General features: G+C 32.1%; 27 protein-coding genes. 15 read left to right on the forward strand and 12 right to left on the reverse strand.

Annotation, left to right across the window (positions count from 1 at the left end; genetic code table 11):
- Positions 1 to 123: 123 nt before the first annotated feature.
- On the reverse strand, positions 124 to 828 hold the full coding sequence (locus QYS48_RS09070; protein WP_302102291.1) for a YjjG family noncanonical pyrimidine nucleotidase: 705 nt from the start codon (positions 826 to 828) through the stop codon (positions 124 to 126).
- The gene (locus tag QYS48_RS09075) at positions 816 to 1,199 is read right to left on the reverse strand and encodes a metalloregulator ArsR/SmtB family transcription factor (RefSeq protein ID WP_302102290.1); all 384 of its coding nucleotides are present in this window, start codon (positions 1,197 to 1,199) and stop codon (positions 816 to 818) included. Before QYS48_RS09075 ends, QYS48_RS09070 begins: the two co-directional genes overlap by 13 nt.
- A 261-nt stretch (positions 1,200 to 1,460) precedes the next feature.
- On the opposite strand from QYS48_RS09075, the gene QYS48_RS09080 reads away from it, so the two are divergent.
- From QYS48_RS09080 to QYS48_RS09100, 5 genes are all read left to right on the forward strand, one after another.
- Complete coding sequence (locus QYS48_RS09080; RefSeq protein WP_302102289.1) at positions 1,461 to 2,096, forward strand: carboxypeptidase-like regulatory domain-containing protein; 636 nt, start codon at positions 1,461 to 1,463, stop codon at positions 2,094 to 2,096.
- Positions 2,097 to 2,286: 190 nt separating this feature from the next.
- Complete coding sequence (locus tag QYS48_RS09085; protein WP_308355628.1) at positions 2,287 to 4,122, forward strand: ATP-binding protein; 1,836 nt, start codon at positions 2,287 to 2,289, stop codon at positions 4,120 to 4,122.
- A gap of 16 nt (positions 4,123 to 4,138) precedes the next feature.
- The gene (locus QYS48_RS09090; RefSeq protein ID WP_308355629.1) at positions 4,139 to 4,642 is read left to right on the forward strand and encodes a histidine phosphatase family protein; all 504 of its coding nucleotides are present in this window, start codon (positions 4,139 to 4,141) and stop codon (positions 4,640 to 4,642) included.
- Between the two features lie 36 nt (positions 4,643 to 4,678).
- On the forward strand, positions 4,679 to 5,122 hold the full coding sequence (locus tag QYS48_RS09095) for a hypothetical protein (protein ID WP_302122652.1): 444 nt from the start codon (positions 4,679 to 4,681) through the stop codon (positions 5,120 to 5,122).
- A 75-nt stretch (positions 5,123 to 5,197) separates the two neighbouring features.
- Positions 5,198 to 6,487: a thioredoxin-like domain-containing protein gene (locus tag QYS48_RS09100; protein ID WP_308355630.1), complete on the forward strand. Its 1,290-nt coding sequence runs from the start codon at positions 5,198 to 5,200 to the stop codon at positions 6,485 to 6,487.
- 44 nt (positions 6,488 to 6,531) lie between these two features.
- Here the strand turns inward: QYS48_RS09100 and ftsH are convergent, their stop codons facing one another.
- Entirely contained in the window at positions 6,532 to 8,619 is a 2,088-nt protein-coding gene (gene ftsH, locus QYS48_RS09105) for an ATP-dependent zinc metalloprotease FtsH (protein ID WP_308355631.1), read from the reverse strand.
- Between the two features lie 67 nt (positions 8,620 to 8,686).
- Positions 8,687 to 9,040: a ribosome silencing factor gene (gene rsfS / locus QYS48_RS09110; RefSeq protein WP_302102285.1), complete on the reverse strand. Its 354-nt coding sequence runs from the start codon at positions 9,038 to 9,040 to the stop codon at positions 8,687 to 8,689.
- A 59-nt stretch (positions 9,041 to 9,099) separates the two neighbouring features.
- On the opposite strand from rsfS, the gene QYS48_RS09115 reads away from it, so the two are divergent.
- The 3 genes from QYS48_RS09115 to QYS48_RS09125 all read left to right on the forward strand — a co-directional run bounded on the left by QYS48_RS09115 (position 9,100) and on the right by QYS48_RS09125 (position 12,067).
- On the forward strand, positions 9,100 to 9,864 hold the full coding sequence (locus tag QYS48_RS09115; RefSeq protein WP_308355632.1) for a biotin--[acetyl-CoA-carboxylase] ligase: 765 nt from the start codon (positions 9,100 to 9,102) through the stop codon (positions 9,862 to 9,864).
- 104 nt (positions 9,865 to 9,968) lie between these two features.
- Positions 9,969 to 11,270, forward strand: coding sequence for an adenosylhomocysteinase (gene ahcY / locus QYS48_RS09120; RefSeq protein ID WP_308355633.1), 1,302 nt, complete (start codon positions 9,969 to 9,971; stop codon positions 11,268 to 11,270).
- A 56-nt stretch (positions 11,271 to 11,326) separates the two neighbouring features.
- Complete coding sequence (locus QYS48_RS09125; RefSeq protein ID WP_308355634.1) at positions 11,327 to 12,067, forward strand: glycosyltransferase domain-containing protein; 741 nt, start codon at positions 11,327 to 11,329, stop codon at positions 12,065 to 12,067.
- 1 nt (position 12,068) lies between these two features.
- On the opposite strand, the gene QYS48_RS09130 is transcribed toward QYS48_RS09125, so the two are convergent.
- From QYS48_RS09130 to QYS48_RS09145, 4 genes are read right to left on the reverse strand one after another with little or no spacing between them, the layout of a single operon-like run.
- Positions 12,069 to 12,887: a glycosyltransferase gene (locus QYS48_RS09130; RefSeq protein WP_308355635.1), complete on the reverse strand. Its 819-nt coding sequence runs from the start codon at positions 12,885 to 12,887 to the stop codon at positions 12,069 to 12,071.
- Positions 12,884 to 13,972 carry a glycosyltransferase family 4 protein gene (locus tag QYS48_RS09135; protein ID WP_308355636.1) on the reverse strand — a complete coding sequence of 363 codons (1,089 nt, stop codon included), beginning with the start codon at positions 13,970 to 13,972 and terminating at the stop codon, positions 12,884 to 12,886. The genes QYS48_RS09130 and QYS48_RS09135 overlap by 4 nt, the downstream gene beginning before the upstream one ends.
- Positions 13,969 to 14,736 carry a glycosyltransferase family 2 protein gene (locus QYS48_RS09140; RefSeq protein WP_308355637.1) on the reverse strand — a complete coding sequence of 256 codons (768 nt, stop codon included), beginning with the start codon at positions 14,734 to 14,736 and terminating at the stop codon, positions 13,969 to 13,971. Before QYS48_RS09140 ends, QYS48_RS09135 begins: the two co-directional genes overlap by 4 nt.
- A gap of 10 nt (positions 14,737 to 14,746) precedes the next feature.
- Positions 14,747 to 15,562: a hypothetical protein gene (locus QYS48_RS09145; RefSeq protein WP_308355638.1), complete on the reverse strand. Its 816-nt coding sequence runs from the start codon at positions 15,560 to 15,562 to the stop codon at positions 14,747 to 14,749.
- Between the two features lie 86 nt (positions 15,563 to 15,648).
- Between QYS48_RS09145 and QYS48_RS09150 the strand changes: the two genes are divergently transcribed.
- The 6 genes from QYS48_RS09150 to QYS48_RS09175 all read left to right on the forward strand — a co-directional run bounded on the left by QYS48_RS09150 (position 15,649) and on the right by QYS48_RS09175 (position 21,572).
- A complete protein-coding gene (locus QYS48_RS09150) occupies positions 15,649 to 16,590 on the forward strand; it encodes a glycosyltransferase family 2 protein (protein WP_308355639.1) in 942 nt (313 codons plus the stop codon).
- 186 nt (positions 16,591 to 16,776) lie between these two features.
- Complete coding sequence (locus tag QYS48_RS09155) at positions 16,777 to 17,349, forward strand: sigma-70 family RNA polymerase sigma factor (RefSeq protein ID WP_308355640.1); 573 nt, start codon at positions 16,777 to 16,779, stop codon at positions 17,347 to 17,349.
- 70 nt (positions 17,350 to 17,419) lie between these two features.
- A complete protein-coding gene (locus QYS48_RS09160; RefSeq protein ID WP_308355641.1) occupies positions 17,420 to 17,680 on the forward strand; it encodes a zf-HC2 domain-containing protein in 261 nt (86 codons plus the stop codon).
- A complete protein-coding gene (gene gmk, locus QYS48_RS09165) occupies positions 17,677 to 18,252 on the forward strand; it encodes a guanylate kinase (protein ID WP_308355642.1) in 576 nt (191 codons plus the stop codon). Before QYS48_RS09160 ends, gmk begins: the two co-directional genes overlap by 4 nt.
- A 4-nt stretch (positions 18,253 to 18,256) precedes the next feature.
- Positions 18,257 to 18,835 carry a nicotinate (nicotinamide) nucleotide adenylyltransferase gene (nadD, locus tag QYS48_RS09170; protein ID WP_308355643.1) on the forward strand — a complete coding sequence of 193 codons (579 nt, stop codon included), beginning with the start codon at positions 18,257 to 18,259 and terminating at the stop codon, positions 18,833 to 18,835.
- 64 nt (positions 18,836 to 18,899) lie between these two features.
- Positions 18,900 to 21,572 carry a DUF5686 and carboxypeptidase regulatory-like domain-containing protein gene (locus QYS48_RS09175; RefSeq protein ID WP_308355645.1) on the forward strand — a complete coding sequence of 891 codons (2,673 nt, stop codon included), beginning with the start codon at positions 18,900 to 18,902 and terminating at the stop codon, positions 21,570 to 21,572.
- Between the two features lie 2 nt (positions 21,573 to 21,574).
- Here the strand turns inward: QYS48_RS09175 and QYS48_RS09180 are convergent, their stop codons facing one another.
- The 3 genes from QYS48_RS09180 to rplU form a co-directional block, all read right to left on the reverse strand.
- Complete coding sequence (locus QYS48_RS09180) at positions 21,575 to 23,590, reverse strand: tetratricopeptide repeat-containing sensor histidine kinase (protein ID WP_308355646.1); 2,016 nt, start codon at positions 23,588 to 23,590, stop codon at positions 21,575 to 21,577.
- A gap of 430 nt (positions 23,591 to 24,020) precedes the next feature.
- Positions 24,021 to 24,278 (reverse strand): 50S ribosomal protein L27, encoded by a 258-nt coding sequence (rpmA, locus tag QYS48_RS09185; RefSeq protein ID WP_308355647.1) that lies wholly within the window; start codon positions 24,276 to 24,278, stop codon positions 24,021 to 24,023.
- 9 nt (positions 24,279 to 24,287) lie between these two features.
- Positions 24,288 to 24,599, reverse strand: a complete 312-nt coding sequence (gene rplU, locus QYS48_RS09190) for a 50S ribosomal protein L21 (protein WP_302102270.1) — start codon at positions 24,597 to 24,599, stop codon at positions 24,288 to 24,290.
- A 290-nt stretch (positions 24,600 to 24,889) separates the two neighbouring features.
- Here rplU and QYS48_RS09195 point away from each other — a divergent pair, with 290 nt between their 5' ends.
- Entirely contained in the window at positions 24,890 to 25,396 is a 507-nt protein-coding gene (locus QYS48_RS09195; RefSeq protein ID WP_308355648.1) for a hypothetical protein, read from the forward strand.
- A 163-nt stretch (positions 25,397 to 25,559) separates the two neighbouring features.
- Here the strand turns inward: QYS48_RS09195 and QYS48_RS09200 are convergent, their stop codons facing one another.
- Positions 25,560 to 25,748 carry a hypothetical protein gene (locus QYS48_RS09200; RefSeq protein WP_308355649.1) on the reverse strand — a complete coding sequence of 63 codons (189 nt, stop codon included), beginning with the start codon at positions 25,746 to 25,748 and terminating at the stop codon, positions 25,560 to 25,562.
- Position 25,749: the final 1 nt, after the last annotated feature.

Raw genomic sequence — 25,749 nt, forward strand, 5'->3', positions numbered from 1 at the left:
TTGCCGTTAATTTTAGTTGATAGAATCTAGTGCTTTTGTAAAATACCTAACAATTATTATTCCAATAATTTAAATACAAAGCAATTGAACGTGTAATTAGATGTTCAGTTATCAAATAAGCAATTAAAAAATAGTTTTTAATTGACTTAAACAATCAATTTCGTGAGTCACTCTTGATTTATGTTTTTCTTTACCAGGATTGTAATAAACTGTATCCATTCCAAAGTTGCGAGCTCCTAAAATATCAGTTTGTAAGTTGTCCCCGATCATGATTGATTCTTCTATTCTTGCATCTGCTTTTTCAACAGCATATTTAAAAATTGAGGTCATGGGTTTTTTATAACCTGCACTATCAGAGGTTACAACAGTAGCGAAGTATGGATGAAGATTAGATTTCTCCAATTTAATTTTTTGCACATCATTAAAGCCATTTGTTAAAATGTGCAATTGGTAATTCTCCTTCAAATACTGAAGAACTTCAATGGTAAAGGGCATTAAATGTGGTTTAGTAGGGCAAAGCATTAAATATTCATCTGATAGTTTACTACTTAATTCAGCATCATCAATTTGAAATTGATTTAAAATTCTTAAAAACCTTTGCTCTCTGATGGTATCTCTATTGATTTTATTCTTGTTGAATTCATTCCATAAATCTTTATTGATATGCTCAAAGCATTCTTGAAATTGATTACAACTAATGACTCCTAGTTTTTCAAGTTGATATTTTAGAAATAATTCATTTAATACTTCTTCAGAATTTTTCTCATAGTCCCAAAGCGTATGATCTAAATCAAAAAATATGTGTTTGTATTGATTTATTTTACCCATTTTTTGCTGTGTAATTTGTTTAATGCTAAAGTTCTGTTGGTATACATTACTTTAAACGTTTCTAAATCTTTTTGAAGCTGTTGATCTTTTTCCACAAATTTAAAGGTCTGTGCCAATAAATCCTTCACCTCTTCCTTTACATAATAAAACACCCATTGATCTACTTTCTTTGAATTCAACACTCCATTGTTTTTTAAGTAAGTTAAATGTCTGGACGTTTTGGCTTGCGTGAAGTCTAATATTAATTCAAGATCTGATATACACATTTCTTGGTTCTGATGAACTAAAAACAATAATCTAAGCCTTGAATCATCAGACAAACACTTATAAAATTGAACGCTAAAATTTAATGTAAAATTCTTTAGTCTCATAAAATTAATTAACCATGAATGTAATATGATTAACCGAATAATTGGTCATCAGATTCACTATTTCCTGTTAAGTTTTAATGAAAACTTGTTTCTATGACAGATCTTAATTTTTTATTGAATTTACATTTTTATAAATAATTGAAAAGGTCTATAACTAATGAATATTTAAGTCGTTAGACTGAAGGAAGATTAATTGAATGAAGTTCTTGCTATGCATTAATTTTTTCAGTTATTCGCATTTATCTATTATATTTGTAGAAGATGTCACTCAAGAAATCCATATTACTTTTATTGATTGTATTCGTTCCCTTTTTTGGTTTTTCGCAAGAAGAAGAAAAATCGGATAAGGTAATACAATTTACGGGGGTTGTTTTAGATCAGGATAGTGTAAGTATTCCTGGTGTACACATCTATACTCCAGTATATGGAAGAGGTACTTCTACAAATGAATATGGATTCTTTTCTATGCCAGCTTTAGAAGGAGACAGCTTGGTAATTAGTGCGGTAGGGTTTAAAAAAGCAACTTATGTCGTTCCAGAAATTAAGACTTCTACCCTTAGAGTTGTTTTTCAACTAGAACAAGATACTGAAATGTTAAATGAGGTTCAGGTTTACAATATGCCTCCAACCGCTGAAGCCTTTAAAAAGGCCGTACTAGCCGTTAGACTACCTAGTGAATACAGTAATATTAATAAAAATTTAGACCCTGCTACTCTTCAGGAAATGTATAAAACTCTTCCAGCGGATGGTTCAATGAATCATAGATGGTTTGTTCAGCAACAGGCTTTTTATGACCAAACTAAAAATTCAGTAAGAATTAATCCTTTACTAAATCCGATGTCTTGGGTAGAAATATTTAGGGCTATTAAGAATGGTGATTTTACAAATAATGATTAAGAAATAAGCATTCGTTCAATTTCGATGGTTTATCGATTTTATACCTCATAATCCCAAATATTGTATTTCATTTTCTTTTAATTATTATATCTTTCAGATTAATCGTATCAGAATTATATTCATAAAAACGTAATTATTTTTTTTATGAATTGCATTCTGCTTAATTTAATATATTAAACGTCTAATCTGTTTGAAGAAATATTTCACCATATGGTCATTATGCTTTTTATTGGCTATTTCTGTTAATGGACAATCATTTCAGGAAATGGTTGATGAAGGTTCAGCCAAGGTGAAGATATTTTATTATCCCATAGAACCTTTTATCTACAAAGATGATATAGGGAATTTACTTGGTATTGAAAAGGAGATGATGGATTCCTACCTCCGCTTTATAGAAAAAAAATATTCTGTTAAGCTTTTTGTAGAATGGGAGCAGGTACCCACTTTTGATTCAGTATTTGAATATGTTAAAAAATCTGATGTCCCTTCATTTGGAGTGTCAGTTATCTCCAAAACAGATGAGAGATCAAAACTAGTTGGCTTTTCTTATTCTTACATGCCAGATGTAAGTGTTTTCATTACTCATTTATCAGTCCCGTTTTTAAAGGATGGTCGGAATTTAAAAAGCCATATAGATGGATTTGAAGCAGCTACAATGTCAAGTACAACCTATAAAACAGATTTAGATCGTTTAAGTGAAAAATTTGATTTAGACTTAAATTATGTTGATGTACCCAATGATGAAGATATTATTCGTTTGGTAAGTAGAAACAAAGAAATGGTAGGATATGTAGGGCTTCCCTTTTATGTGATTGAAATTGGTAAAGGATACCCAGTTAAGCGACATAGTAAATTTCAAGTCAAGAGGGATGGATACCGTTTTATATATCAACTTAATAAAGGATGGGATAAATCTATTCAGAATTATTTTGAAAGCTATCTTTATAGGGCCGAGGCAGATAAGATAATTAGGCGATATTTAGGAAATGATTATTCAGAGTTGATATGGGGATTAGCAGGTGATAATGTTTCGGATAGAGCCGATGAAATTGCTTTCTTAAACAAGGAAAAAGAAATACAAAGTCAGAGTTTGATAGCATCTGAAAAGCAAAAAGAACAACAATGGACCATTATAGTATCAGTAAGTGTCAGTTTAGTATTTGTTGTTATCATTACTATATTATTAGTTAGGTCAAACCGTATACGTCATCGTGATAATATATTGCTGAAAGAAAAGTCACAACAGTTGCAGGAAACCTTAGTGGAGTTGAATAGAAATAAAGATGAAGTATCTCATCAGAGGCAATTGCTACAAATAAAAAACAAAGAGCTTACTGACCTTAACAAGCAAAAAGATGATTTAATTGGAATTGTAGCCCATGATTTAAAAAGTCCTATAAATCAGATGACTGGCTTAATTACCTTGTTAAGTTTTAAAAGTGAAAAGTGGGATAAGGAAGAGTCAGATATCTTTGAAAAATTAGAATATTCGAATGCGCATTTAAAGGAATTGGTAGAACGTATATTAGATTTAGAATCCATTCAGAAGAAGAGTTTAAATTATAAAATTAGAGAGGTGGATATCTCTAGAGTTTTAAAAGAGACCGTTTCTGAATTTAAAGAAAAAGCTGAGTCAAAAAATATTACAATCGATAGCTCAAAGATAAATTTTGGGAAAAATGTAATGGTAGATTCATTTTTCCTAAAACAAGTATTTGAAAATTTAATAAGTAATGCCTTAAAATTTTCACCAAAAGGAAGTAAAGTGAGCATTGGTACAGAAACCCATCATGAATTTCATCATATTTATGTGAAAGATGAAGGGCCGGGGATATCTGAAAAAGATAAAGTAAAACTCTTCACTAAATACATGACATTAACTGCCAAGCCAACAGGAGATGAAACTTCAACAGGATTGGGTTTATCCATTGTAAAGAAATATGTTGAAGAAATGAATGGAAGTGTTTGGTGTGAAAGTGAATTAGGAAAGGGAGCTAAATTTATAGTGGCATTCCCTAAAGTGTAAATAAATAATAATGAGTATGAGAAATTTAATCGCTATTATATTTTTAGCATTTTTTATAACGGCTTGTAGTAATTCAAATGACGGCAAAGTTATTTATCTAGTTCGTCATGCAGAAAAAGATACAGTCCCAAAAAATGACCCAGCATTAACAACTGATGGAGTTATTAGATCTGTTGATTTAGCGAGTTGGTTTAAAGATATTCAAGTGGATTCTATTTTTTCAACAGATTTTGTTCGTACGAAGGAGACAGTTAAACCCATTGCAGAAGATCAGAATAAAAAGATTGCTATTTATGATGCAAAAGATTTAGAAGCTTTTGCCTCTCAGCTGAAAGAAATGAAAGTAGATACAATTTTAATATCTGGGCATAGCAATACGATTCTTGAACAAATTGAAGCTTTAGGAATAGAGCGTCCTCAGGAAAAAATTTCAGAAAATGAATATGATAAATTATTCGAAGTCAGGTTAGGAGAAAAAAAAGTGATTACGCACACATATGGCTCAAAATATAAAGAGTAGTTTAAAACATTTCTACGGATTTTTGATTTCCTGTTTATGCATATAAAATTAAAAACGCAGGTAAGTCAGGGATATTTAAAAGTAAAGGAAGGATTTAATGAAAAGCTATTTTTGTCATTAAATCCTCCATTTCCTCCTGTAAAGTTGAAAGAATTTGGAGGCTCTGAAAAAGGAGATAAGGTACATCTTCAATTAAATTTTATTCTTTTCAAACAGGATTGGATTAGCAGAATCACTTTTGATAATACTGACGATTCAGTTTTTGAATTTATTGATGAAGGTGAGAAACTTCCTTTTTTTCTTAAGTATTGGAAACATCATCATATAGTTGAGAAATCTTCTGAGCAAACCTCAAATATAATAGATGATATCACCTTCAAATCGCCCTTTATTTTATTCGATTTTATACTATATCCAGTTTTACTTCTTCAATTTGCTTACAGAAAACCTATTTATAGGAAATTATTTAAGGCTCATTAATATAATATAGTATTCAACACCTACTTATAGTTAAATATTTATATTTTTACTTTTAATTATATAAATAGTGGATAGGTGAAATCTATATTTATTCTTTTAACTTTTACTGTATACACACTTAGTATATCGGCTAATACCGTAAGCTTTTTGCATAAGTCATCTCATAAGGTTAAGCTTTCTGATGCTGCATATCCAACAGCTCTAATAATCAAAGCTCAATTTGAGTATCCTGAATCAACTGTTTTTAATATCAATGAGGATAAAATATATCATTTCTATACTTTAAATTATAGGAATCAGGATTACTTTTTATGGATTGAGAATCTTAGTCATGATATAGAAATTGACTTAGAAAGAATAAGTAAGCAAAGTGGGTATCTACTACTTCTAAAACAGGAATGGTATAAAAAAGATTTTAGTGATCAATCAACAGAATTGAACCGAATTCATACGTTAGATGTGTATTATAAATTTGCTGTGGATAGTTTATTAAAACTGGCAAATAATAATGATGACTATCGTACAGATAATTCTTATGGCACCATTGTTTGGGATAAAAATTCAGCAAAAAAACTATTCAATTATGCAATTGAGAATTTTGACTCAACTATAGAGGATGAATATATTCATTTTGTCCCTTCTTATATTGAATACTGGCATTTACTTTATAAGCTGTATTATCAGTACTTTCATACAACTAGTTTCAAGGGCTTAGATAATCCTCGTGTTAAAGCCCAAATTGAAAAGGATTTCAGTTTGCCTGAATCCAAATTATTAACTTTTCATCATTTTTTTAATTCTACCCTAACGGAAAGTGATTTAAAGGCCAATCTTAGATTATATGAAAGTAAATTAAGTCCAAGAGAGATAGAGATTGCAGAATCATTAATTCAAAAAAAGGCTATTCAGAATACCATTTTAAACTCTGAAATTGATTTTATTTTTGGATTGGATATAGATGATGCTTTAAAAGCATATCTGTTAAGAGATGGAAATGAAAAGAAAAGTCTCCTGATTTTCTGGTCTACATGGGATAGAGGTATGAATTCTGAATTTAGTTTATTAAATGAAATTAAAGATGAATTCGATCAAACATATAATTTCATTCATCTTTGTATAGATGCCTATGAACAACCAGAAAAAACAAAGTCCTTTGTCTATCAAAATAATATTTCAGGTCACCATTTATTTCCTCAAGAAGAAAAGGCTTTCAGAAATAGCATTTACCGAAAGTCATTAAAAATTAGAGAATTTCCTTTTTATAGTATTGTTGATCAAAATGGAGAGATATTAGAATCAGAGTCTATTCCGCTTTCTGTTAGTAATAGATTAGGAAATAAGCTTAAATATTACTCAAAAAAATAGCCTTACTATAAAAGCAAGGCTATTAAAATTAAGTGTTTATTTTTTTATTCTTCTGATTTATTTTCTGCGTTATCAGAAGACTCTTTCGAACTCGTTGTAGATTCCTCTACAACTGATTCTTCTTTTTCAGCTTTTTCTTTCTTTTCCTTCTCTGCAGCTTCTGATTTCTTCCCATTAGTATATGCCTCATAAGTAGTTTGATGCTCAAATGGTCTTTTCCCAATTAATTTTTCTAAATCAGATTGGAATAAAATTTCTTTTTCAAGTAACTGCTGAGCTAAAATTTCTAACTCATTCCTTTTCTCAGTAAGTAATTTTTTAGTTGCCTTATATGCCTCAGCAATTAATTTACCTACTTCTTCATCAATTACTCTGGCCGTCTCTTCAGAATAAGGTTTGGTGAATTTATAATCGCCACCATCTTTAGAATCATAAAAAGAAACATTACCAATTTTGCTATTCATACCATATACACTTACCATACTGTAAGCCATTTTAGTAATTCTTTCTAAATCGCTAAGTGCACCAGTTGAGATCTTTCCGAAAACGATTTCTTCAGCAGCACGACCACCTAAAGCCATACACATTTCATCAAAAAGTTGCTCTGTTTGATGCAAGAACTGTTCTTTTGGTAAATATTGAGCATAACCCAATGCAGCAATACCTCTTGGCACGATACTAACTTTTACCAATGGGTCTGCATGCTCCAAGAACCAACCTGCAACTGCATGCCCTGCTTCGTGATAGGCAACAATTTTTTTCTCATCAGGAGAAATGATTTTGTTTTTCTTCTCAAGACCACCAATCACTCTATCGATTGCGTCTTGGAAGTCATTCATATCCACTGCTTTTTTGTTTCTACGAGCAGCTATTAAGGCAGCTTCATTACAAACATTCGCAATTTCGGCTCCAGCAAATCCTGGTGTTTGAGCAGCTAACTTCTTAGCGTCTATATCTTTAGAAACTTTCAATGGACCTAAGTGAACTTTGAAAATAGCTTCTCTACCAATGATATCAGGTTTATCAATACTGATTTGTCTATCAAATCTACCTGGTCTCATCAAAGCGGAATCTAACACATCAGGTCTGTTGGTAGCGGCAAGAATAATGACCCCAGAATCAGTTGAGAAACCATCCATTTCCACTAAAAGTGAGTTTAATGTATTTTCTCTTTCATCATTAGATCCTGGCATTCTCCCACCTCCCCTTGATCTACCGATTGCATCGATCTCATCAATAAATACAATACAAGGCGCTTTTTCTTTAGCCTGCTTAAATAAATCTCTTACTCTAGCAGCACCAACACCAACGAACATTTCAACGAAATCGGAACCGGATAGCGAGAAGAATGGAACTTCTGCTTCACCAGCAACCGCTTTAGCTAATAATGTTTTACCAGTACCAGGAGGGCCTACTAATAAGGCACCTTTAGGTATTTTACCACCTAATGTTGTGAATTTGGAAGGGTTTTTAAGGAATTCTACTATCTCAGCAACTTCCTCTTTTGCTTCATCTAAACCTGCAACATCTTTAAATGTGATTTTAACCTTATTCTCTGCATCAAATAATGCGGCTTTAGATTTTCCGATGTTAAAGATTTGTCCACCAGGGCCGGCTTGTCCTGACATTCTTCTCATCAAGAACCAAACCCCAAAAAGTAGGAATATTAAGAAGCCATAGCTCCAAAACATTTCAGACCACTGAGTTCGCTCTTCAACCTCATATCCAATTCTATCTTCTTCAGGAACTTGGCTTTCCAATTCTGAGAAGTTTTTATCAAAAATATCTAAGCTAGGAATTTCGAAAGAATAATGTGGCCCTTGTTGATAATTCCAAGGATTTTGATTTTCTAATTCTTGAATATACTTAGAGTTTTGAAGTGCATCTTCTTTTAGATACACTTCCACTATACCTTGATTTTTAAGCAACAACACTTTTTTAATGTCATTACTTAAATACATTCTTTCAAATCTCTTTTCAGATATCTTTATTGCATTACTGCTACCGCTAAACAAAGAAATACCAAACACAACTGAGATCAATATTATGATCACCCATATTTGATAATTTGGCTTTTGTGGCGGCTTAGGTATGATTTTTTTTCTTTTGCTATCTTTTGGTTTTTCTGCCATTACTATTTAACTATTACAATGCTGAATGGATAACGTAACCATTTAGCATTATGTTTATTATAAATTTTTATACCGTTTCTATTTCTGTGACTTTAGCATCACCCCACAAGTTTTCAAGATTATAACGAGTTCTAACCTCACTTTTGAAAATGTGGGCAATAACATTTACGAAATCCATTAATATCCATTCCTTATTGTTGTTTCCTTCTTTCATCCATACGTCTTCCTCAGCTTGTTTGTAAACGAATTTTTCAACTGATTCAGAAATGGAGTCAACTTGTGTGTCAGATGTAGCGGAACAAATCACAAAGTAATCTGCTACTGCATTTTTAACATCTGTTAAATCTAAAATGGTGATGTCTTGAGCTTTCTTCTCCTGCATTCCCTGCACAACTATTTTGCTTAAAGCTTCTGAATTCATTAAATATTTTTTGGTTTCAACTCTATGATGTTTCTTTGTTGTAAATCTACGAAATAATATTGCATAAAATCTTTGCCAATACCTTATTTATAGGGAAACAAGTAATTTCTCTGCCAAGCTGTCATTCAACCAACGATCTGATGGCACAACTCTCTGCCAAAAAACAGCTTCACGAAGGTGCAATTATCATTACAGAACACCAAACAAAAGGCAAGGGTCAAAGAGGAAATCAATGGAATTCACCACCTGGGGAGAATTTAACATTTTCAGTTTTTTTAAAACCAAATTTTCTTTTAGCTAGTCAACAATTTGAACTGAATAGAATAGTTTCACTATCCGTTTTGGATGTAATTAAAGAATTTGAGTCTTCCGTAAAAGCTTATGTAAAATGGCCAAATGATCTTATTGTAAACAAAAAGAAGATTGGAGGCATTTTAATAGAGAATTCAATACATAAAGGAAACATAGCAGAAAGCATTATTGGGATAGGGTTTAATGTAAATCAAGATTCTGACTTGCTAGTAACTGCAACATCATTAAAGAATGTTTTTGATAAGAAATTTGAATTGGAAAAGGTTTTATTAAGCGTTGTAGAGAAAATTGAACATTATTATTTAATAGCGAGAAGCAGAGATTTTAAGCTCTTACATCAACTATATGAAGAGAAACTTTATTTGAAAGATAAAGTAGCTTTCTATGAAGATTCTACTGGAAAGTTTAACGGAATCATTCGAAAAGTAAGTCCAGAGGGAGTGATTGAAATTGAGGATGAAGCCGAAAATTTCAGGAAATACCAATTTAAAGAAGTGAAGCTTTTGTCTTAACGAAAACCTTTTCGATCAATAAACACTTACAACCTTTAATAATTAAAACTTATATGGTAATTTTGCAATGCTTAAAGCATTCTTAGAGAAGAAAATACAATACAATGATAGAGACACAAGATTACAAAGTAAAAGACATTTCCCTAGCAGCTTGGGGTAGAAAAGAAATTACATTAGCGGAAGCTGAAATGCCAGGTTTAATGGCCTTAAGAGAGGAATATGGAAAAGAGCAACCTTTAAAAGGTGCAAGAATCGCGGGGTGTTTACATATGACTATTCAAACAGCAGTATTGATAGAAACTTTAACGGCTTTAGGTGCTGAAGTAAGATGGAGTTCTTGTAATATATTCTCAACACAAGATCAAGCTGCAGCTGCTGTTGCTGAAGCAGGAGTTCCTGTGTTTGCATGGAAAGGTATGACTGCTGAAGAATTTGATTGGTGCATTGAGCAAACTTTATTCTTCGGTGAAGATAAAAAACCATTGAACATGATTTTAGATGATGGTGGTGATTTAACCAATATGGTATTAGATCAGTATCCTGAATTAGCAGAAGGTATCAATGGTCTTTCAGAAGAAACTACAACAGGTGTTCACAGGCTTTATGAAAGAATGAAAAAGGGGACACTTCCAATGCCAGCAATTAACGTTAATGATTCAGTTACTAAATCTAAATTTGATAATAAATATGGATGTAAAGAATCATTGGTAGATGCTATAAGAAGAGCTACGGATGTTATGATGGCTGGTAAAGTTGCGGTTGTAGGTGGATATGGTGATGTTGGAAAAGGATCAGCTGCTTCTTTAAGAGGTGCTGGCGTTAGAGTAATTGTTACTGAAATTGATCCTATTTGTGCATTACAAGCTGCAATGGATGGTTTTGAAGTAAAGAAAATGGTTAATGCTCTTCCAGAAGCAGATATCATTGTTACAGCTACCGGAAATAAAGATATCATCAAAGGTGATATGTTTGATTTAATGAAAGATAAGGCTATCCTTTGTAATATCGGTCATTTCGATAATGAGATTGACGTTGCATGGTTGCATGATAATGCTGAGTGGGATAACATTAAGCCTCAAGTAGATTTAATTACAATGAAATCTGGAAAGCAGATTGTGTTATTAGCTGAAGGTAGATTAGTGAATTTAGGATGTGCAACTGGTCATCCATCATTTGTAATGTCTAATTCATTTACGAATCAAACTTTAGCTCAAATTGAGCTTTGGAAACACAAGGATAAATATGAAAATGCTGTTTATACTTTACCTAAACATTTAGATGAAAAAGTTGCGGCTTTACACTTATTGAAGATTGGAGTTGAATTGGATACTCTTTCTGAAGATCAAGCGGAATATATCGGTGTTACGGTTGAAGGCCCATATAAGCCAGAATATTACAGATATTAATTTCCATTATATTATGAAATGAAGCTTTAGTTTTATCTAAAGCTTCATTTTTTGTTATGAGCAATAAAATAGTAATATATACAGCCATTTTTGGTCCTTATAACGATCTCATCCCACAAAGAAAGATTCACGGTATAGACTACATCTGTTTTACGGATCAGCCATTCAAGTCCAAAACTTGGAAAGTTATACAAGTAGAAACTGAATTTGATGACAATACAAAAAATAATAGGAAATTTAAATTATTGCCACATAAGTATCTGAGTGATTACGATTATTCAATTTATATGGACGGAAATTTTCTTGTTAGGAGAAATGTCACTGATTTTATAAACCATCATTTGAGTCAGAAGAAAATGGTGATTTTTGATCATGCTCAAAGTAGCGATTCAAGAAATTGTGTTTATGATGAATACGAAGCTATAATTGCATTGGGCAAAGAGAACGGATTTTTCAAGGACGATCCGGAAGTGATGAGAAGGCAGGTTGAACAGTATAGAGCGGAAGGCTACCCGGTAAATAATGGCCTTATTGCTGCTGGAGTTTTAATTCGAAAGCACAATGATCCTGAAGTCATTAAATTGATGGAAGCATGGTGGGGCGAGTTGATAAAAGGGAGTAAAAGAGATCAGTTAAGCTTTAACTATGCTGCATGGAAAAATGACTTTCCTTTACATTATATTGATGGGAATATTCGTAATAATGAAAACTTCTTATTTCTGGGCAAGCATAGAAAAAGCTATAAATGGAAATATTTCAGGTATCGTTTGAAGAAATTTTTTGGCTTAAAAAAGTGAGCTATTCTTTATTGATTCCGTATGGTGTTTTAATATACTTGTTTTCCATAGTTTCTTTAAGCAATTTCATGTTTTCAGCTTGACCTGATCGGCTTTGTTTTTTATGCCATAAATGGTATTGAACTAACGCGAATTTAGGTTTAAAAATCTCAAGACCCGCATGACGTACGCGTTCTCTAAGCTCTGTGTCTTCACCTACCCCAGGATAAATATATCGCTCATCGAATCCATTTAGTTCAAGTAATAGAGATTTATGAACAGAGAAGTTGCAACCTAATATTCCTTTATTATATGACCCTAATTTTTCATTTATCCACTTGCTGCTCATTCTTATACCAGCCTCCGCTTTACGGGTATCACTCTTAAAACTATCCAAAAGAGCAATACTAGATAACCATTTAAACTTCCTTGATTGTATATATTCTGAGGTAATTTTTTCGGACAATTTGAGAGATAGCTCGACTCTTCGCCCTATTAATACTCTTTTGTCTTGGCTGTATTTCAGATGGTCATCTATAAAAGTGTTGGCAGGGATACAGTCTCCGTCAATAAATATTAAATAATCTGCTTTACTAGATATAATTGATTTATTGAGGATTTTGGTTTTATTAAATCCATTATCGGGATGCCAAACATGAGTAATGTCAAATGAATATTGATTTATTATATTTTGAATTTCATCCACCACTTCTTTATTGGAGCCATCATCAGAAATAATTACTTCAAAATCAGAGAAAGTTTGCTGATTCAATGCGGTTAAGATCAATTTTAGCTGATCTATCCTGTTATAGAAAGATATTATCACACTGGCTTTACTCATGAATTCAGTATCTTTTTGTATAGATTAAAATGTCTTTTGGCCATTTCCTCTATTGAGAAATCTTTCACAAATTTTTTGGCCGATTCTCCTAATTTTATCCTTTTCTCAGGATTTTGTGCCAACTCGATTATAAATTGTGCTAGTTGCTCGGTATTACCTGGTTCCGTAATAAGCCCTGTTTTATTGTGAATAACAATTTCAGGCACACCACCCGTTCTTGTGGCTACAACTGGTAATTTACTGGCAAAGGCATCTAAAAAACTAGTTCCTAATCCCTCTGATTGCGAACAGAGCATGAAAATATCTAATTGTGAAAGTAATGAGGGAATATTATCTAAAAAACCAGTGAGTATTATCTTTTGATTCAACCCTAATTGGTTGATTTTCTCTTTCAATTTGTCTTTTTCAGGTCCATCGCCAACAATTAAAAAAGACAAATTAGGAACCTTTTTTAGAGCTATAGAAGCGGTATTTATGAAAGTATTAAAATCTTTTTCAATGCTTAAAGCTCCTACACCTCCAATAATTATTTGTTCGGAGTCGATTTGAAATCTATCTCTGAAATCAATTTCTTTTATAGGATTATTGAATTTATCAAGGTTGATTCCACTGTAAATAACCTCAGTCTTTGAAATACCGGTAATGTTTTGGACACGAGTTTGAATTTCTTTTGAAATACAAATGATTCTTTTTAAAGAATTAGCGTTGTATTTTATATTATTGATAAAACCTGCAGAGATAGGGAATGAAACTCTTCTGTGTAAAACAAACTTTTGTTTAGGCACGAAGAGGTTAGCTAATAAAGACAGTGTATGAGCCTTTGAGCTATGTAGATGAACAATGTCAGCTTTTACTTCTTTAAAAATTTTGACAAAGGAATTAATTGCTAAAAGGTCAATTGAATTCTTAATCCTTACAGCTCTATAATTTAGTTTGTTTATTTTAGCATAGTGATGCATTTTGCTGTTTTTATTGCAGATGAGTACATTTTCTACGCCTAGTAGTTGTAAAGATTCTATCAGATAAGCGATTTGTTGCTCACCACCTCTCCAAACTTTTTCTGTGCTTACATGCAATACTTTCATTGCTTGAATTTACTTTTTTGGTAATACTTAGCGTATTTTAAGAATTTTGCATGTGCAGAAATAATGGCAATAGCAAAGCCATAAAAACCATCTAAAAACCCTAATTGAAAGAAATATTTCTTGATAAACATAAAAGGTGGATCGAAAAGCATTTTAAAAATAGCGTTCTGCTTTTTCTTACTTTTCAATAATTGAACAGCTGCTATTTCTGAAAACTTGTTTACTTGATCTATATGTGTACTGATTGAGTCAGTAGTATAATGTAACAAATTAGCCTTAAGGTTTCCAGATGGGGTATTACGATTTAAAATAACTTTATCATGTGGGTTATTGCCACCCCATTTCCCTACTTTTCTGTGCCATAATCTCACTTTTCGGTCAGGGTACCAACCGCTGTGTCTAATCCACTGACCACAGTAGTTATTTAATCGAGGCATAGAGTAGGCTTGAAAACTATTTTGATCGGCCGATTTTATAGACTCTATTTCAGTTTTCAATTTTTCACTTAAGCATTCATCTGCATCTAAAGATAAAATCCAGTCATGCTCCGCTTGCTGAATGGCGAAGTTTTTCTGTTCAATATGCCCTTTGAATTCATTCTTGATAAATTTGACTTGCTTGTAAACCTTGCATACAGATTCTGTTTGATCAGTGGAAAAACTATCCACTACCACAATTTCCTCTGCAATTTCAATCAGAGAATCTAAGCATCTTTTAATATTTTGCTCCTCATTAAATGTAATTATCGTTGCACTGATTTTCATTTAATTAATTTTAAGCTGAATATTTTTGCGCAAAATCGATACATCTATTCCAATCCTCTTGGTAAAAAGTGTTAATTCTTTTTTGATGCTCAACACTGACTAGATTTTCATTCTTTGATTTAGGAATCAAATTAGCTGAATATAAAACAAGATGGTTTATTAGCCATTTAGACCTATAGGTAATAAAAGTCCAAATTCGGTTAGAGTAGTGTGTTTCATTATCTTTATCAATTGGACTATATCTTTTAACCAATTGTAATTGGTGGTCACTGTAAGCAGTATGTTTTGGATTTAAATTGATATCACTAATGTTGTATTCTGCTTTTAAATAATTGGCAATTCTATCTAAAAAGCTCTTTTGATCCTTTTTTAAATCTTCATGAAATAAAACCAAAGGTTGCTTTGTGAATTTTTCTTTAATGAACTCTAGCATTGGATAGAAATATAAATCCTTTTGTTTCCATGCACCTTGATCTTTTTCTAAATCAATAAACTGTTCAAAATCCTGCTTACCACCATTTTTGACATATCTTCTATATTGAGAAGCTATCCAACTATCATGTTTTCTTAAAATAATAATGATATTTGTATCTGGAGATATATCGACAATTTTTTGAGTTTCATCATAAAATTGTCTGTCAAATTCTCTAGAGAATAAGTAACGATCATAACTCCCTTTTTTTATAATTTTTGGAAAAAATCTGTATATGTTTGAGGGGGTGTAGTGTATACCTTTTAATTTTGGAAAAAACCGATCTTGAAGAAAGGTAGATGCGGTTTTACCAAGACCAACATGGAAATATAATTCAGGTGAGGATTTACTCATAGAATAGATCTATTTTGAAATATCTTTTAGATTCCAAAATTACTGAATTAAAAAGAAACAGATTAATAAAATTAAAAATATTACTTATGAAGATCAGTGGCTTTACAATGGTTAAGAATGTATCAAAACTTTATTACCCCATTAAGGAGTCAATAGCTTCTATATTAGATTTGGTAGATGAATTCGTGGTGGCATTAGGCGATTGTGACCCTGATGACAATACGCAAGAATTGATTGAATCATTGAACAGTCCTAAAATTAAAATTATTCATACTACTTGGGATACGGCAAAATATCCAAGAGGGATGGAAAATGCTCACCAAACTGATATTGCCAAAGCTGAATGCACAGGAGATTGGTTATTTTATTTGCAGGCGGATGAGGTTGTTCATGAAAAATACCATGCTGAAATAAAATCAATGTGTGAGAAAAATTTAGATGATGAAAGAGTGGAGGGATTTTTATTCAATTACATCCACTTCTGGGGTGATTTTGATCATTATCAGCATAAGCATGGCTGGTACCCATCTGAAATTAGAATAGTAAGAAATAGGAAAGATATTCATAGTTGGAAATCTGCTCAATCCTTCAGAAGGATTCCTAATTTTGACGGATTGAATTACAGAGTTAAAGAAGGGACTTTTAAATTAGGGGTTAAAAAATTAGAGGCCTACATTTATCATTATGGCTGGGTGAGGCCTCCAAAATTAATGACTAAAAAATCTGCATCATTGAATAAAATTCATTCTAATAAAGTAGATGAGAATGATTTTATTAAACCTAAAGAATTTGATTACGGGCCAATGCTACAATTTCCAAAGTTTAAAGGGACTCATCCAAAGGTGATGAAAGATTGGATAGCTGCGATGGATTGGAAAGATCAATTGAATTATTCAAAATACTCTAAAAGCCCGGAAAATCGATTGACAAAAAAAGCTATTAAAGTAAAAACATTGACTTGGATTGAGAATAATTTACTAGGAGGTAAAAAATTGTTCACTACTAAAAATTACAAATTGATTAAATAACCATACTTTGATTAATTGTTAAATTACTTCAGGAAATAGAATCATCAAATAGTGAATAAATCCAAAAATTTATAAACCTTTCCCTTTAACATTTTCTTCATAAATCGTAAAAGTAAATTGATAACCTTATTTTTTTATTTGGGTTATATACATAATTACTAAATTTCAATTAGAGTGGGGGAAAGTATGTCATACAATAAGAATGATAGGCAAAAAGTTTTCAATCAAGAGTTTATGCCGCATGTTGATGCGATGTATAACTTTGCCTTTAGGCTTACTTTGGATGAAGATGATGCTAAGGATTTAGTGCAAGAAACTTTTATGAAGGCTTTCCGCTTTATCAATTCCTTTGAAACGGGAACCAATGCTAAGGCATGGCTGTTTCGAATCTTGAAGAATAGTTTCATTAATAACTATAGAAAAAAAAGTAAGCAACCGAGCAAGGTAGATTACCAAGAGGTTGAAACTTTTTACAATTCAGATTCTGTAAATGAAAATATTACAACAGATCTAAGAGTTGAAACTGTTCAGCATTTAATAGGGGATGAAATCACAAACGCACTCAATTCACTTGATGTCGATTTTAGAACTGTAATAATTTTGTGTGACCTAGAAGGATTTACCTATGAAGAGATGGCAAAAATTCTTGATATTCCGATAGGTACTGTAAGAAGTAGATTACATAGAGCTAGAAATTTACTAAAAGATAAATTAAAACAATATGCTAGCTCCTTAGGCTATAAAGATAAAAGAAAATAGTTGAGAGAGTTTTTAGGAGAAGAAAACATTGGGCATATTTGTAGATTGATTGGCAAAGCCAAATTTTTTAATGAAAAACCATATCATGGAAGTTGAGCAAAAACAAGCGTGTACAGAATTATTACAAATTGTAATTGACGGGCAAGCTTCTGAAGAGCAACATCAAGAATTAATGGATCATTTGGAGAACTGTGAAGCCTGCAGAGAAGAATATCTTTTAAGCAAAACGATAAAAGATAAACTTAAAACAGGGATCAAAGCTGCAGCCTCTCCAGTTGGCTTAGCGAATTCTATTCAAAATAAAATTTTAGAAACAGCTTCTCCAAAATGAAAGAAAGCGGCAAAGCCATTATATTTTCTGCCCCCTCTGGCTCAGGAAAAACAACTATCGTACAACATTTACTTAATGAACATCCTAATCTAGGGTTTTCTATCTCAGCATGCACTCGTGATAAAAGAGGTAGAAGCGAAGTAGATGGAGTTGATTACTATTTCCTTTCTGTTGAGGAATTCAAAAATCGAATCGATAAAGATGAATTTGTAGAATGGGAAGAGGTATATGAGGGCAATTTCTATGGCACATTAAAAGAAGAAGTTCAAAGAATTTGGGACCAAGGTAAAGCTGTAATTTTTGATGTAGATGTAAAAGGTGGTTTAAAGCTAAAAAAATATTTTGGTGATAACGCTTTAGCGGTTTTTGTTAAAGTCCCTTCTCTTGAGGTTTTAGAAGATAGATTGAAAAAAAGAAATTCTGAATCCTCCTCCAGTTTATCTCAACGATTATATAAGGCAAAATTTGAGATGACATTTGAAAAGGAATTTGATTATGTTCTGGTAAATGAAGATTTATCTACCTCACTTAATAAAGCAGAAAAGTTAGTGTCTGATTTTTTGAAAGAATAGTAAGATGAGCAAAAATGTAGGGCTTTTTTTTGGTTCCTTTAATCCTATTCATGTTGGACATTTAATAATTGCAAACACTATGCTTGAGGAGCCTGATGTAGATGAAGTATGGTTTATTGTATCTCCCCAAAGTCCTTTTAAAAAACAAAAATCCTTAGCCCACGAATTTGATCGTTATGATTTGGTGGAAGCTGCCATAGCGGATCATTTTTATATGAAAGTATCAGATATTGAGTTTAATATGCCAAAGCCAAGTTATACGGCTGATACTCTGGCTTATCTTACTGATCAAAACCCTGACCACCATTTTAAATTGATAATTGGAGAAGACAATCTGAAGAGCTTCCCGAAATGGAAAAACTCAGATGTGATATTAAGAGATTATGGCTTATTAGTCTATCCAAGACCCAATGCTAAAAAATCTGAATTGGAAGAGCATAAAAATGTGCGTTTCGTAGAAGCACCGATGATGGATATTTCTGCTACTTTTATACGAAAATCCATAAAAAATAACCGTTCAGTAAAATATCTTGTGCCTGATGTGGTTTTAGATAGAATTAAAGGAAAAAAGCTTTACATTTAAATTCTGTTAAGCTACAGCTATCAACCTTAATTAAAATCTTGAACCATTCATTAGAACCAACAAAATGAAGAACCTAGTAAGCTTAATTTTATTTGTTTTATCCGTATCACATCTTTTCGGACAAGTAGGAGTTAGAGGAGTTGTTTATAGTGATAGCGGAGAAGAATTGCCTTTTGCCACCATCTATGTGCAAGAAACGGGTTCGGGCACCTCTACAAATCAAGAAGCATATTATGAGCTTCAACTTGAAGAAGGCGAGTACACACTTCAGTATAAATTTGTAGGTTATGAAACCGTAGTAAAACAGATTTTAGTACAAGACCAATTTATTCAATTAGATGTTCAACTTCCAAAACAAACTTTATTGTTAGATGAAGTTACTACATCTGCAAAGGCAACAGATCCTGCTAACTGGATGATGAGAAAGGCCATTGCCAAAAGTAGTTATCATCGTCAGCAAGTAGATGCATATTCTGCTAGAGTTTATGTGAAAGGTAAAGGTCGAGCCACGGATATTCCTTTTTATTTATCTAGCATGTTAAAAAAGGAAGGCATAGATGAAGAAACCTTAATTATTTCAGAATCAGTAAGTGAAGTGAGCTATAGGAGGCCTAATCAATTTTCGGAAAAAGTAATTTCTGTTTATGCATCTAAGAAAACAGACTTTAACGCTAATCCTATGCGGTTCATAGCAGGAAGCTTTTATCAAGATGAGATTGCATCTGTAATTTCTCCCTTATCTTCCAAAGCATTTCGCTATTATAGATTTAAACATTTAGGGGCATTTATGGATGGAAAACATCTCATAAATAAAATTAAAGTCATTCCAAAGGTACCTGCACCGAATGTTTTTGAAGGAGATATTCAATTGGTTGAAGAAGATTGGGCCTTATTTAGAGTGGATTTGAAAGCACAGGTTGAATTAGGGATTGAAGTCCGAATTCGTCAGGTATATCAAAATATAAAAGATCTTGCGTGGATGCCTATTACCCATCAGTTTGATGTAGATGGGAAACTAATGGGAGTAGGATTTGAAGGAAAATACCTTGCTTCTATGAGTAATTATAATATTGAATTAAATCCTGCTCTACCGAAGCAACTGAAAATAATAGATGAGGGTGATGATGAGCAAGGCAGAATGACAGAAGAAATTATTGAAGAAGCCAATGAACTGGTTGAAACTAAGAAAGAACAGGTAGTGGTTAAATCTGATGATTTATCAGATATTATGAAGGATTATAGAAAGACACAACAAGATTCACTGGCTAAGCAAGATGTGATTGGAGTATATGAATATAAGATGGATTCTTCAGCTTTCAATCAGGATTCAAACTTTTGGGCTCAAATCAGGCCGATTCCTCTTTCAACTAATGAAACAAGAGGATACGCTAAACTAGATAGCTTAAATGAAATTCAGGAAGAAAAAGCAGCCAAAGATTCCGTTAAGAATAAGAATAAATCAACTTTCCAAGTTCTTGATATTCTTGTTGGAGGAGATTATAAATTAGATAGCACAGGAATGTGGAGGTTTAAGATCTATAATCCGATACTTAATGTAAATTACAATACGGTTGAAGGTTTAAACTTTGATTACAGTATAGGACTGAAGAAATTTATCCCATTAAATCGAGATACTACAATTGACAGGTCTACCGTTGATTGGAGTTTCCATAACTGGAATTCATATGTAGTTTTAAAACCTACAGTTAGATATTCTGTAGCTAGAAATAAAGTAATAGGTAAAGTTCTTGCCCGATATCAATATAAAACTGGAGATGTAGGTATAAGAGTTGGTCGATATGTTTCCCAATTTAATGATGAACCTGCTGTTTTACCTTTACTCAATACTAGTTTTACTACCATTTGGGAGCAAAACTTCATGAAGCTTTACGAGAAAGACTTTTTGCAACTGTATTTCGGTAAACGCTTCTCAAGTAAATTTAGAATGTCAGGTGAAATAGAATATGAAGAGAGAAACCGGCTTTTAAACAAATCAGATTTCCGAGTAATTGATTGGAGAAGAGAATTTACTCCGAATTATCCAGTGAATATAAATCCTATATCGGAATTTGATGGCCAAACTGCTTTAACAGCTAATGTAAAATTTCATTATAAGCCATTTATCAAATATGTCATTCGAAATGGTATTAAAAGGCCAGTTAGCCAACGAGCTACTAATTTTTCTCTTTCTTATTTCAAGGGATTTAAAAATTTAGCAGGTAGTGATGTTGATTTTGATAGAATAGAGTTTGGCTATAAGGATGAATTTGATTTCGGAGCTAAGGGAAGAACTTATTTTAATACTAGAATAGGAGCTTTTTTAAATAATAATTCCTTAGGGTTTATGGATTATGCGCATTTTGCTGGGAATAGAGCATTTTTCACGCAAAATGATCCAGTTGAATCTTTTAGGTTGTTAGATTATTATAGGTACAGTACAGATCAGTTTTATGCTGAAAATTTTATCTTTCATAGGTTTAGAAAGTTGTTAATCACTCAAATCCCTGCTACTCGTTTCATGGGGTTTAAAGAAGGAGCATTTATAAATTATTTGTTTACACCTGATAGTAAAAATTATTCAGAAATAGGCTACTCCTTAGAGGGAATCTTGAAATTCTTTAGAATAGAAGTTGCTACTCAATATGAAAATTTTCAATACAAAGGTTGGGGAGTAAGAGTTGGTGTTTCTACCACTTTGGGCGGTAGTGTTTCAATCAATGTTCAAGATGATGAATAGCTCTATTGGACAGTTTTAGGCAGTGAAACTTCGAAAATGGTATCTTTTCCCTTTGAAGATTTTATAGTTAAGTTTCCCTTTAATTTTTGGATACATTGTTTTACAGTATACAAACCAATACTAATGTTTTCATATTCATTTTGAGCCTTTGAAAATCCATTCATTAATTTATTGGTTTCATCATCAATTAATTTAAGGCCATCTAGTTTGAAAAGCATAGAAATATCATCAGATTTCTGTGAAACTGAAAAAGTAATATGATAATTTTTCAAGTTTTCACTTTTCATTAACTGTAATGAGTTCTGAATAAGATTAAATGCTATTAACTTAACTAGAGACTCATCAGAATAGAAAAGGAAGTCTTTTTCAATGTCAATATTGAGCTTGAATACTTTAATATTTTCAATGTAAGCAGCTTCATTGAAAGAATCTTGTAAGATTGTCCTAAAATCGATCAATCGATTTTTCAGTTGTTTTTCCTGCAATTCACTAATTAATTTCAATGATTCAATAATGATATTCAATCGTAATGCAGCCTTATCCAGCATGCTGAAATAGTTCAAAGCTTTCGCATCTTCAACATCTTGTAAGGCTAAATCACAAATACCCATTAGCCTTACTATTGGGCCTTTAATGTCATGGGAAGATTTATAAATAAAATTATCAAGCTCAAGACTAGTTGTTCTCAATCTTTCGTTTACTGACTTGAGTTCAATATTTCTTTTGTCAACAGTCCCTGCTAATTGCTGGTTAAGTATTTCTAATTCTTCTTTTTGTTGACTTATTACGTTTTTAGCATCTTCTAGCTTTTTTAAATTTTGCTCTAAATACTCTTTTTGTGTTTCTATCTCTTCCTTTTGAGCTTCTACCTTATCATTCTGCTTTTTAAGAGTATTATTTATTTTTCTATTTCGCTGAAAAATCAGAACCAGTAGAAATGAAAAAGGTATTATCAATATTAATATGGAAATGTATACCAAATTTTGAAAACTCTTTTCTTTTAATGCGATTTGACTTTCCTGTAGAAGTATCCTGTTTTGATTTTCCCGTAGTTTTAAGTTAATTAAACTAAGATTACGACCTAATGCATTTACATATAATGAGTCTTTGAGCTTTAAATTCGTACTCAGAATTTCATTGGCTTTCTCAAAGTTTCCTAATTTTTGCTGAATCATAGCTTCAACTTCATTTATTTTAATAAGCAAATCCTTGGCTTTGATTTTATTAGCTATGGAATCACCCTTTCGCAAAAAAGACAGAGACTGTTCTTCCTCGCCTTGCATGAAATTTAATTTTGCTAGCCATAAGTAAATTTCTCCCATCCCTTTTTGGTCTTTAATGGACTCTCTGATGGAAAATGATTGGTTGAGATAGTATCTTGCTGAATCATATTGTGCTTTAAAAAGCATAACCTGTCCCATTCCGTATAATGTTACGGCCTGCCAATTTCTGTTTTCATGCTTTTGCGTATATCTTAAAGAGGATCTGAAATATTTTTCTGCCTCATCAAATTCAAATTGCTTGAGATGTGTATTGCCAATATTATTTTGTGAGTAAATCATTAACTCATAGTCTTGGTTCTTTTTAGCTACCATCAGACCTTTTTGAAGATAATGATGTGCACTATCAAACATCAGTGCTTGCTGATAAACCAAACCTATATTATTTAATGTATGTTCTAAACCATAAGTTACCTTCAATTTCTTTTTCATTTCGTATGAACGCATGAGGTACTCCAATGCATTCTGAAAATTCCCTAAGCTAATATTTACAAATCCTATATTGTTTAAAGCATTATGCATTAAGATAGAATCATTAATTTGATTAGCAATTTCCAAAGCCTCAACGTTGTATTTCAAGGCTTTTTCAAATTCTCCTTTGTAATTAAATGTACCACCTAAAAGCCTTAAAGATTTTGAAATATTTTTTTGGTCATTTAATCTTCTAGAAATAATTAAGGCTTGTTCTGCATATATTTCTGCAGAATCAGGTTGATTGAGCCAATTTTCAAAAATCAATAAATGTAGGAGGGTGATTTTTTGTTGGGCATTTGCCCCTTCGGTAACAAGCGTTTAAGACTATCAGTCTTTGAATTGCTCAGCAATGGAAAACTGAATAGCATGAAGGTGATGATATGTAAAATACGATTCCTCAAAACGCATATATTATTTCGAATCTTCTATAATATAGTGAATTATTTATTACAGAATAGAAGAACTAAAAGCGAGTATATAGGAATTTAACAATAAAAATATAATTTTATGAGTATTTATAGGTACTCATTACATTTATTCGATAAAAGGGCAATAAATCATCGACTAAATACAATTTCTATGAGCTTATCAATGGATAAGTTGGTAAGCTACTAATATTGAGTGCATTAGGAATGTATTGAAACAAAAAAAGCCTTTCATTATGAAAGGCTTTATATCTTAAATGTTGTTGATCTTAATTTACAGGCTCAACAGAAACATACGATCTGTCTTTTTTACCTTTTTTAAATTGAACCACTCCATCAGTAAGAGCAAATAAAGTGTGATCTTTTCCCATACCCACATTATTACCTGGGTGATGAGCAGTACCACGCTGACGAACTAAGATGTTACCAGCTACAGCAGCTTGACCGCCATAAATTTTAACACCTAATCGTTTACTTTCCGATTCTCTTCCGTTTTTGGAACTACCAACTCCTTTTTTGTGTGCCATGGTATTATATTATTTAGTAATTTTTTCGATTAAAACTTTTGTGAAATCTTGACGGTGACCGTTTCTCTTTTTGTATCCTTTTCTTCTTTTCTTTTTGAATACAACTACTTTATCACCTTTTACATGACCAAGGATTTTCCCTGATACCTTAGCGCCCTTAACAACAGGAGCACCAACTTCGACTTTTCCATCATTGTCAACTAATAATACTTTGTCGAATTCTACGGAAGCGCCATCTTCACCCTCCATCTTTGGAGCGTAAACGTACTGGTCTTGCGTTACTTTGAACTGCTTTCCGGCTATGTCTACAATTGCGTACATCTAATAATTTGTTTAAATACGTATACTATTTCCCAAAAGGAATGCAAATATAGGGATTTTATTTCTATATACAAAAGCTTAATTATTCTGTTGATTTTCCAGAGGTGAGAAGGTTCTGCACAAATGATAAGCGTTGTTAATATTGCTTGCTTTAGCTGGTAAAGCAAGCGATAAAAGCTTTTAAGGGCTTTTAAATTGACAAATGAGTTATAAAAACGCTTGAAATGCTTGCTTATACTGCTTTAATTGCTTTAATTTGATTATAAATTTGAAAAATTCAATCTCAAATAATGAAAGTAAATATTCCTGAAAAATATACCGATTTATATATAAAAGCCCTTGGCGATAAAAAGAAAGCTCTGCAGATGAAGATCAATCAATTTAAAGCAGAAATTGAAGAGATAGATAGTCATTTATCGGCTTTAGTGAATGTTCCTTTATTTCAGGATAGTGATGCTCAAAACTTGATGCATCAAAAAACAAATACTTATCACGATCAATGGCCATGGACCAAGAAAATAGCCTTTTTTATTGATTATAGGCGGAAATTGATCAAAACTAATGAAGTGGTTGACTTTATTTTAGAAAAAGAACCAGACCTTAATAAATCTAAAGTAAGAAGCTCTGTATCAGCTGCTTTGTCAAATAAAATGAAGAAAGGCGTATACAGAAAATTTGAAGATCCGGTTACTGGCAATACTTACTACGGGCCAGTGTCTTATTTCCTAAATCAGCATGAGCCTCAAATTGAGTATATGCCTGAGGATCTGAAGGAAAGGTTGTTGTACAATAATTAGAGATGTAATAAACTTCAAATTATGCAATTTTTTTCATTCTTAATTTGCTTGAGCCTGTGGAAAACTTTCAAAACTTTTTTTGATCTACGAATACAGCTCAAATTCCCCTAAGTGTTGCTGAGATTATTACACGTAAAAACCTGATAAAGAGTTAGGTATATACTTATCCACAACTCTCTGTAGGTAACTTTTCTCCCTTTGATTTTTCCTCTCTGTTGCTAATATTTGTAAGCACAGTCAAGAAAATAGGGACGAATAAAATGATTTTTGACTGCGTAATTTTTTCTATCTGCTTTAGTAAGAATTCTTTATGATGAGGCGCCCTGTTTTCTGAAAAGAATTTTAGTAACATT

Origin of the sequence: Marivirga arenosa (genome assembly GCF_030503895.2) — a bacterium.
Lineage (GTDB): Bacteria > Bacteroidota > Bacteroidia > Cytophagales > Cyclobacteriaceae > Marivirga > Marivirga arenosa.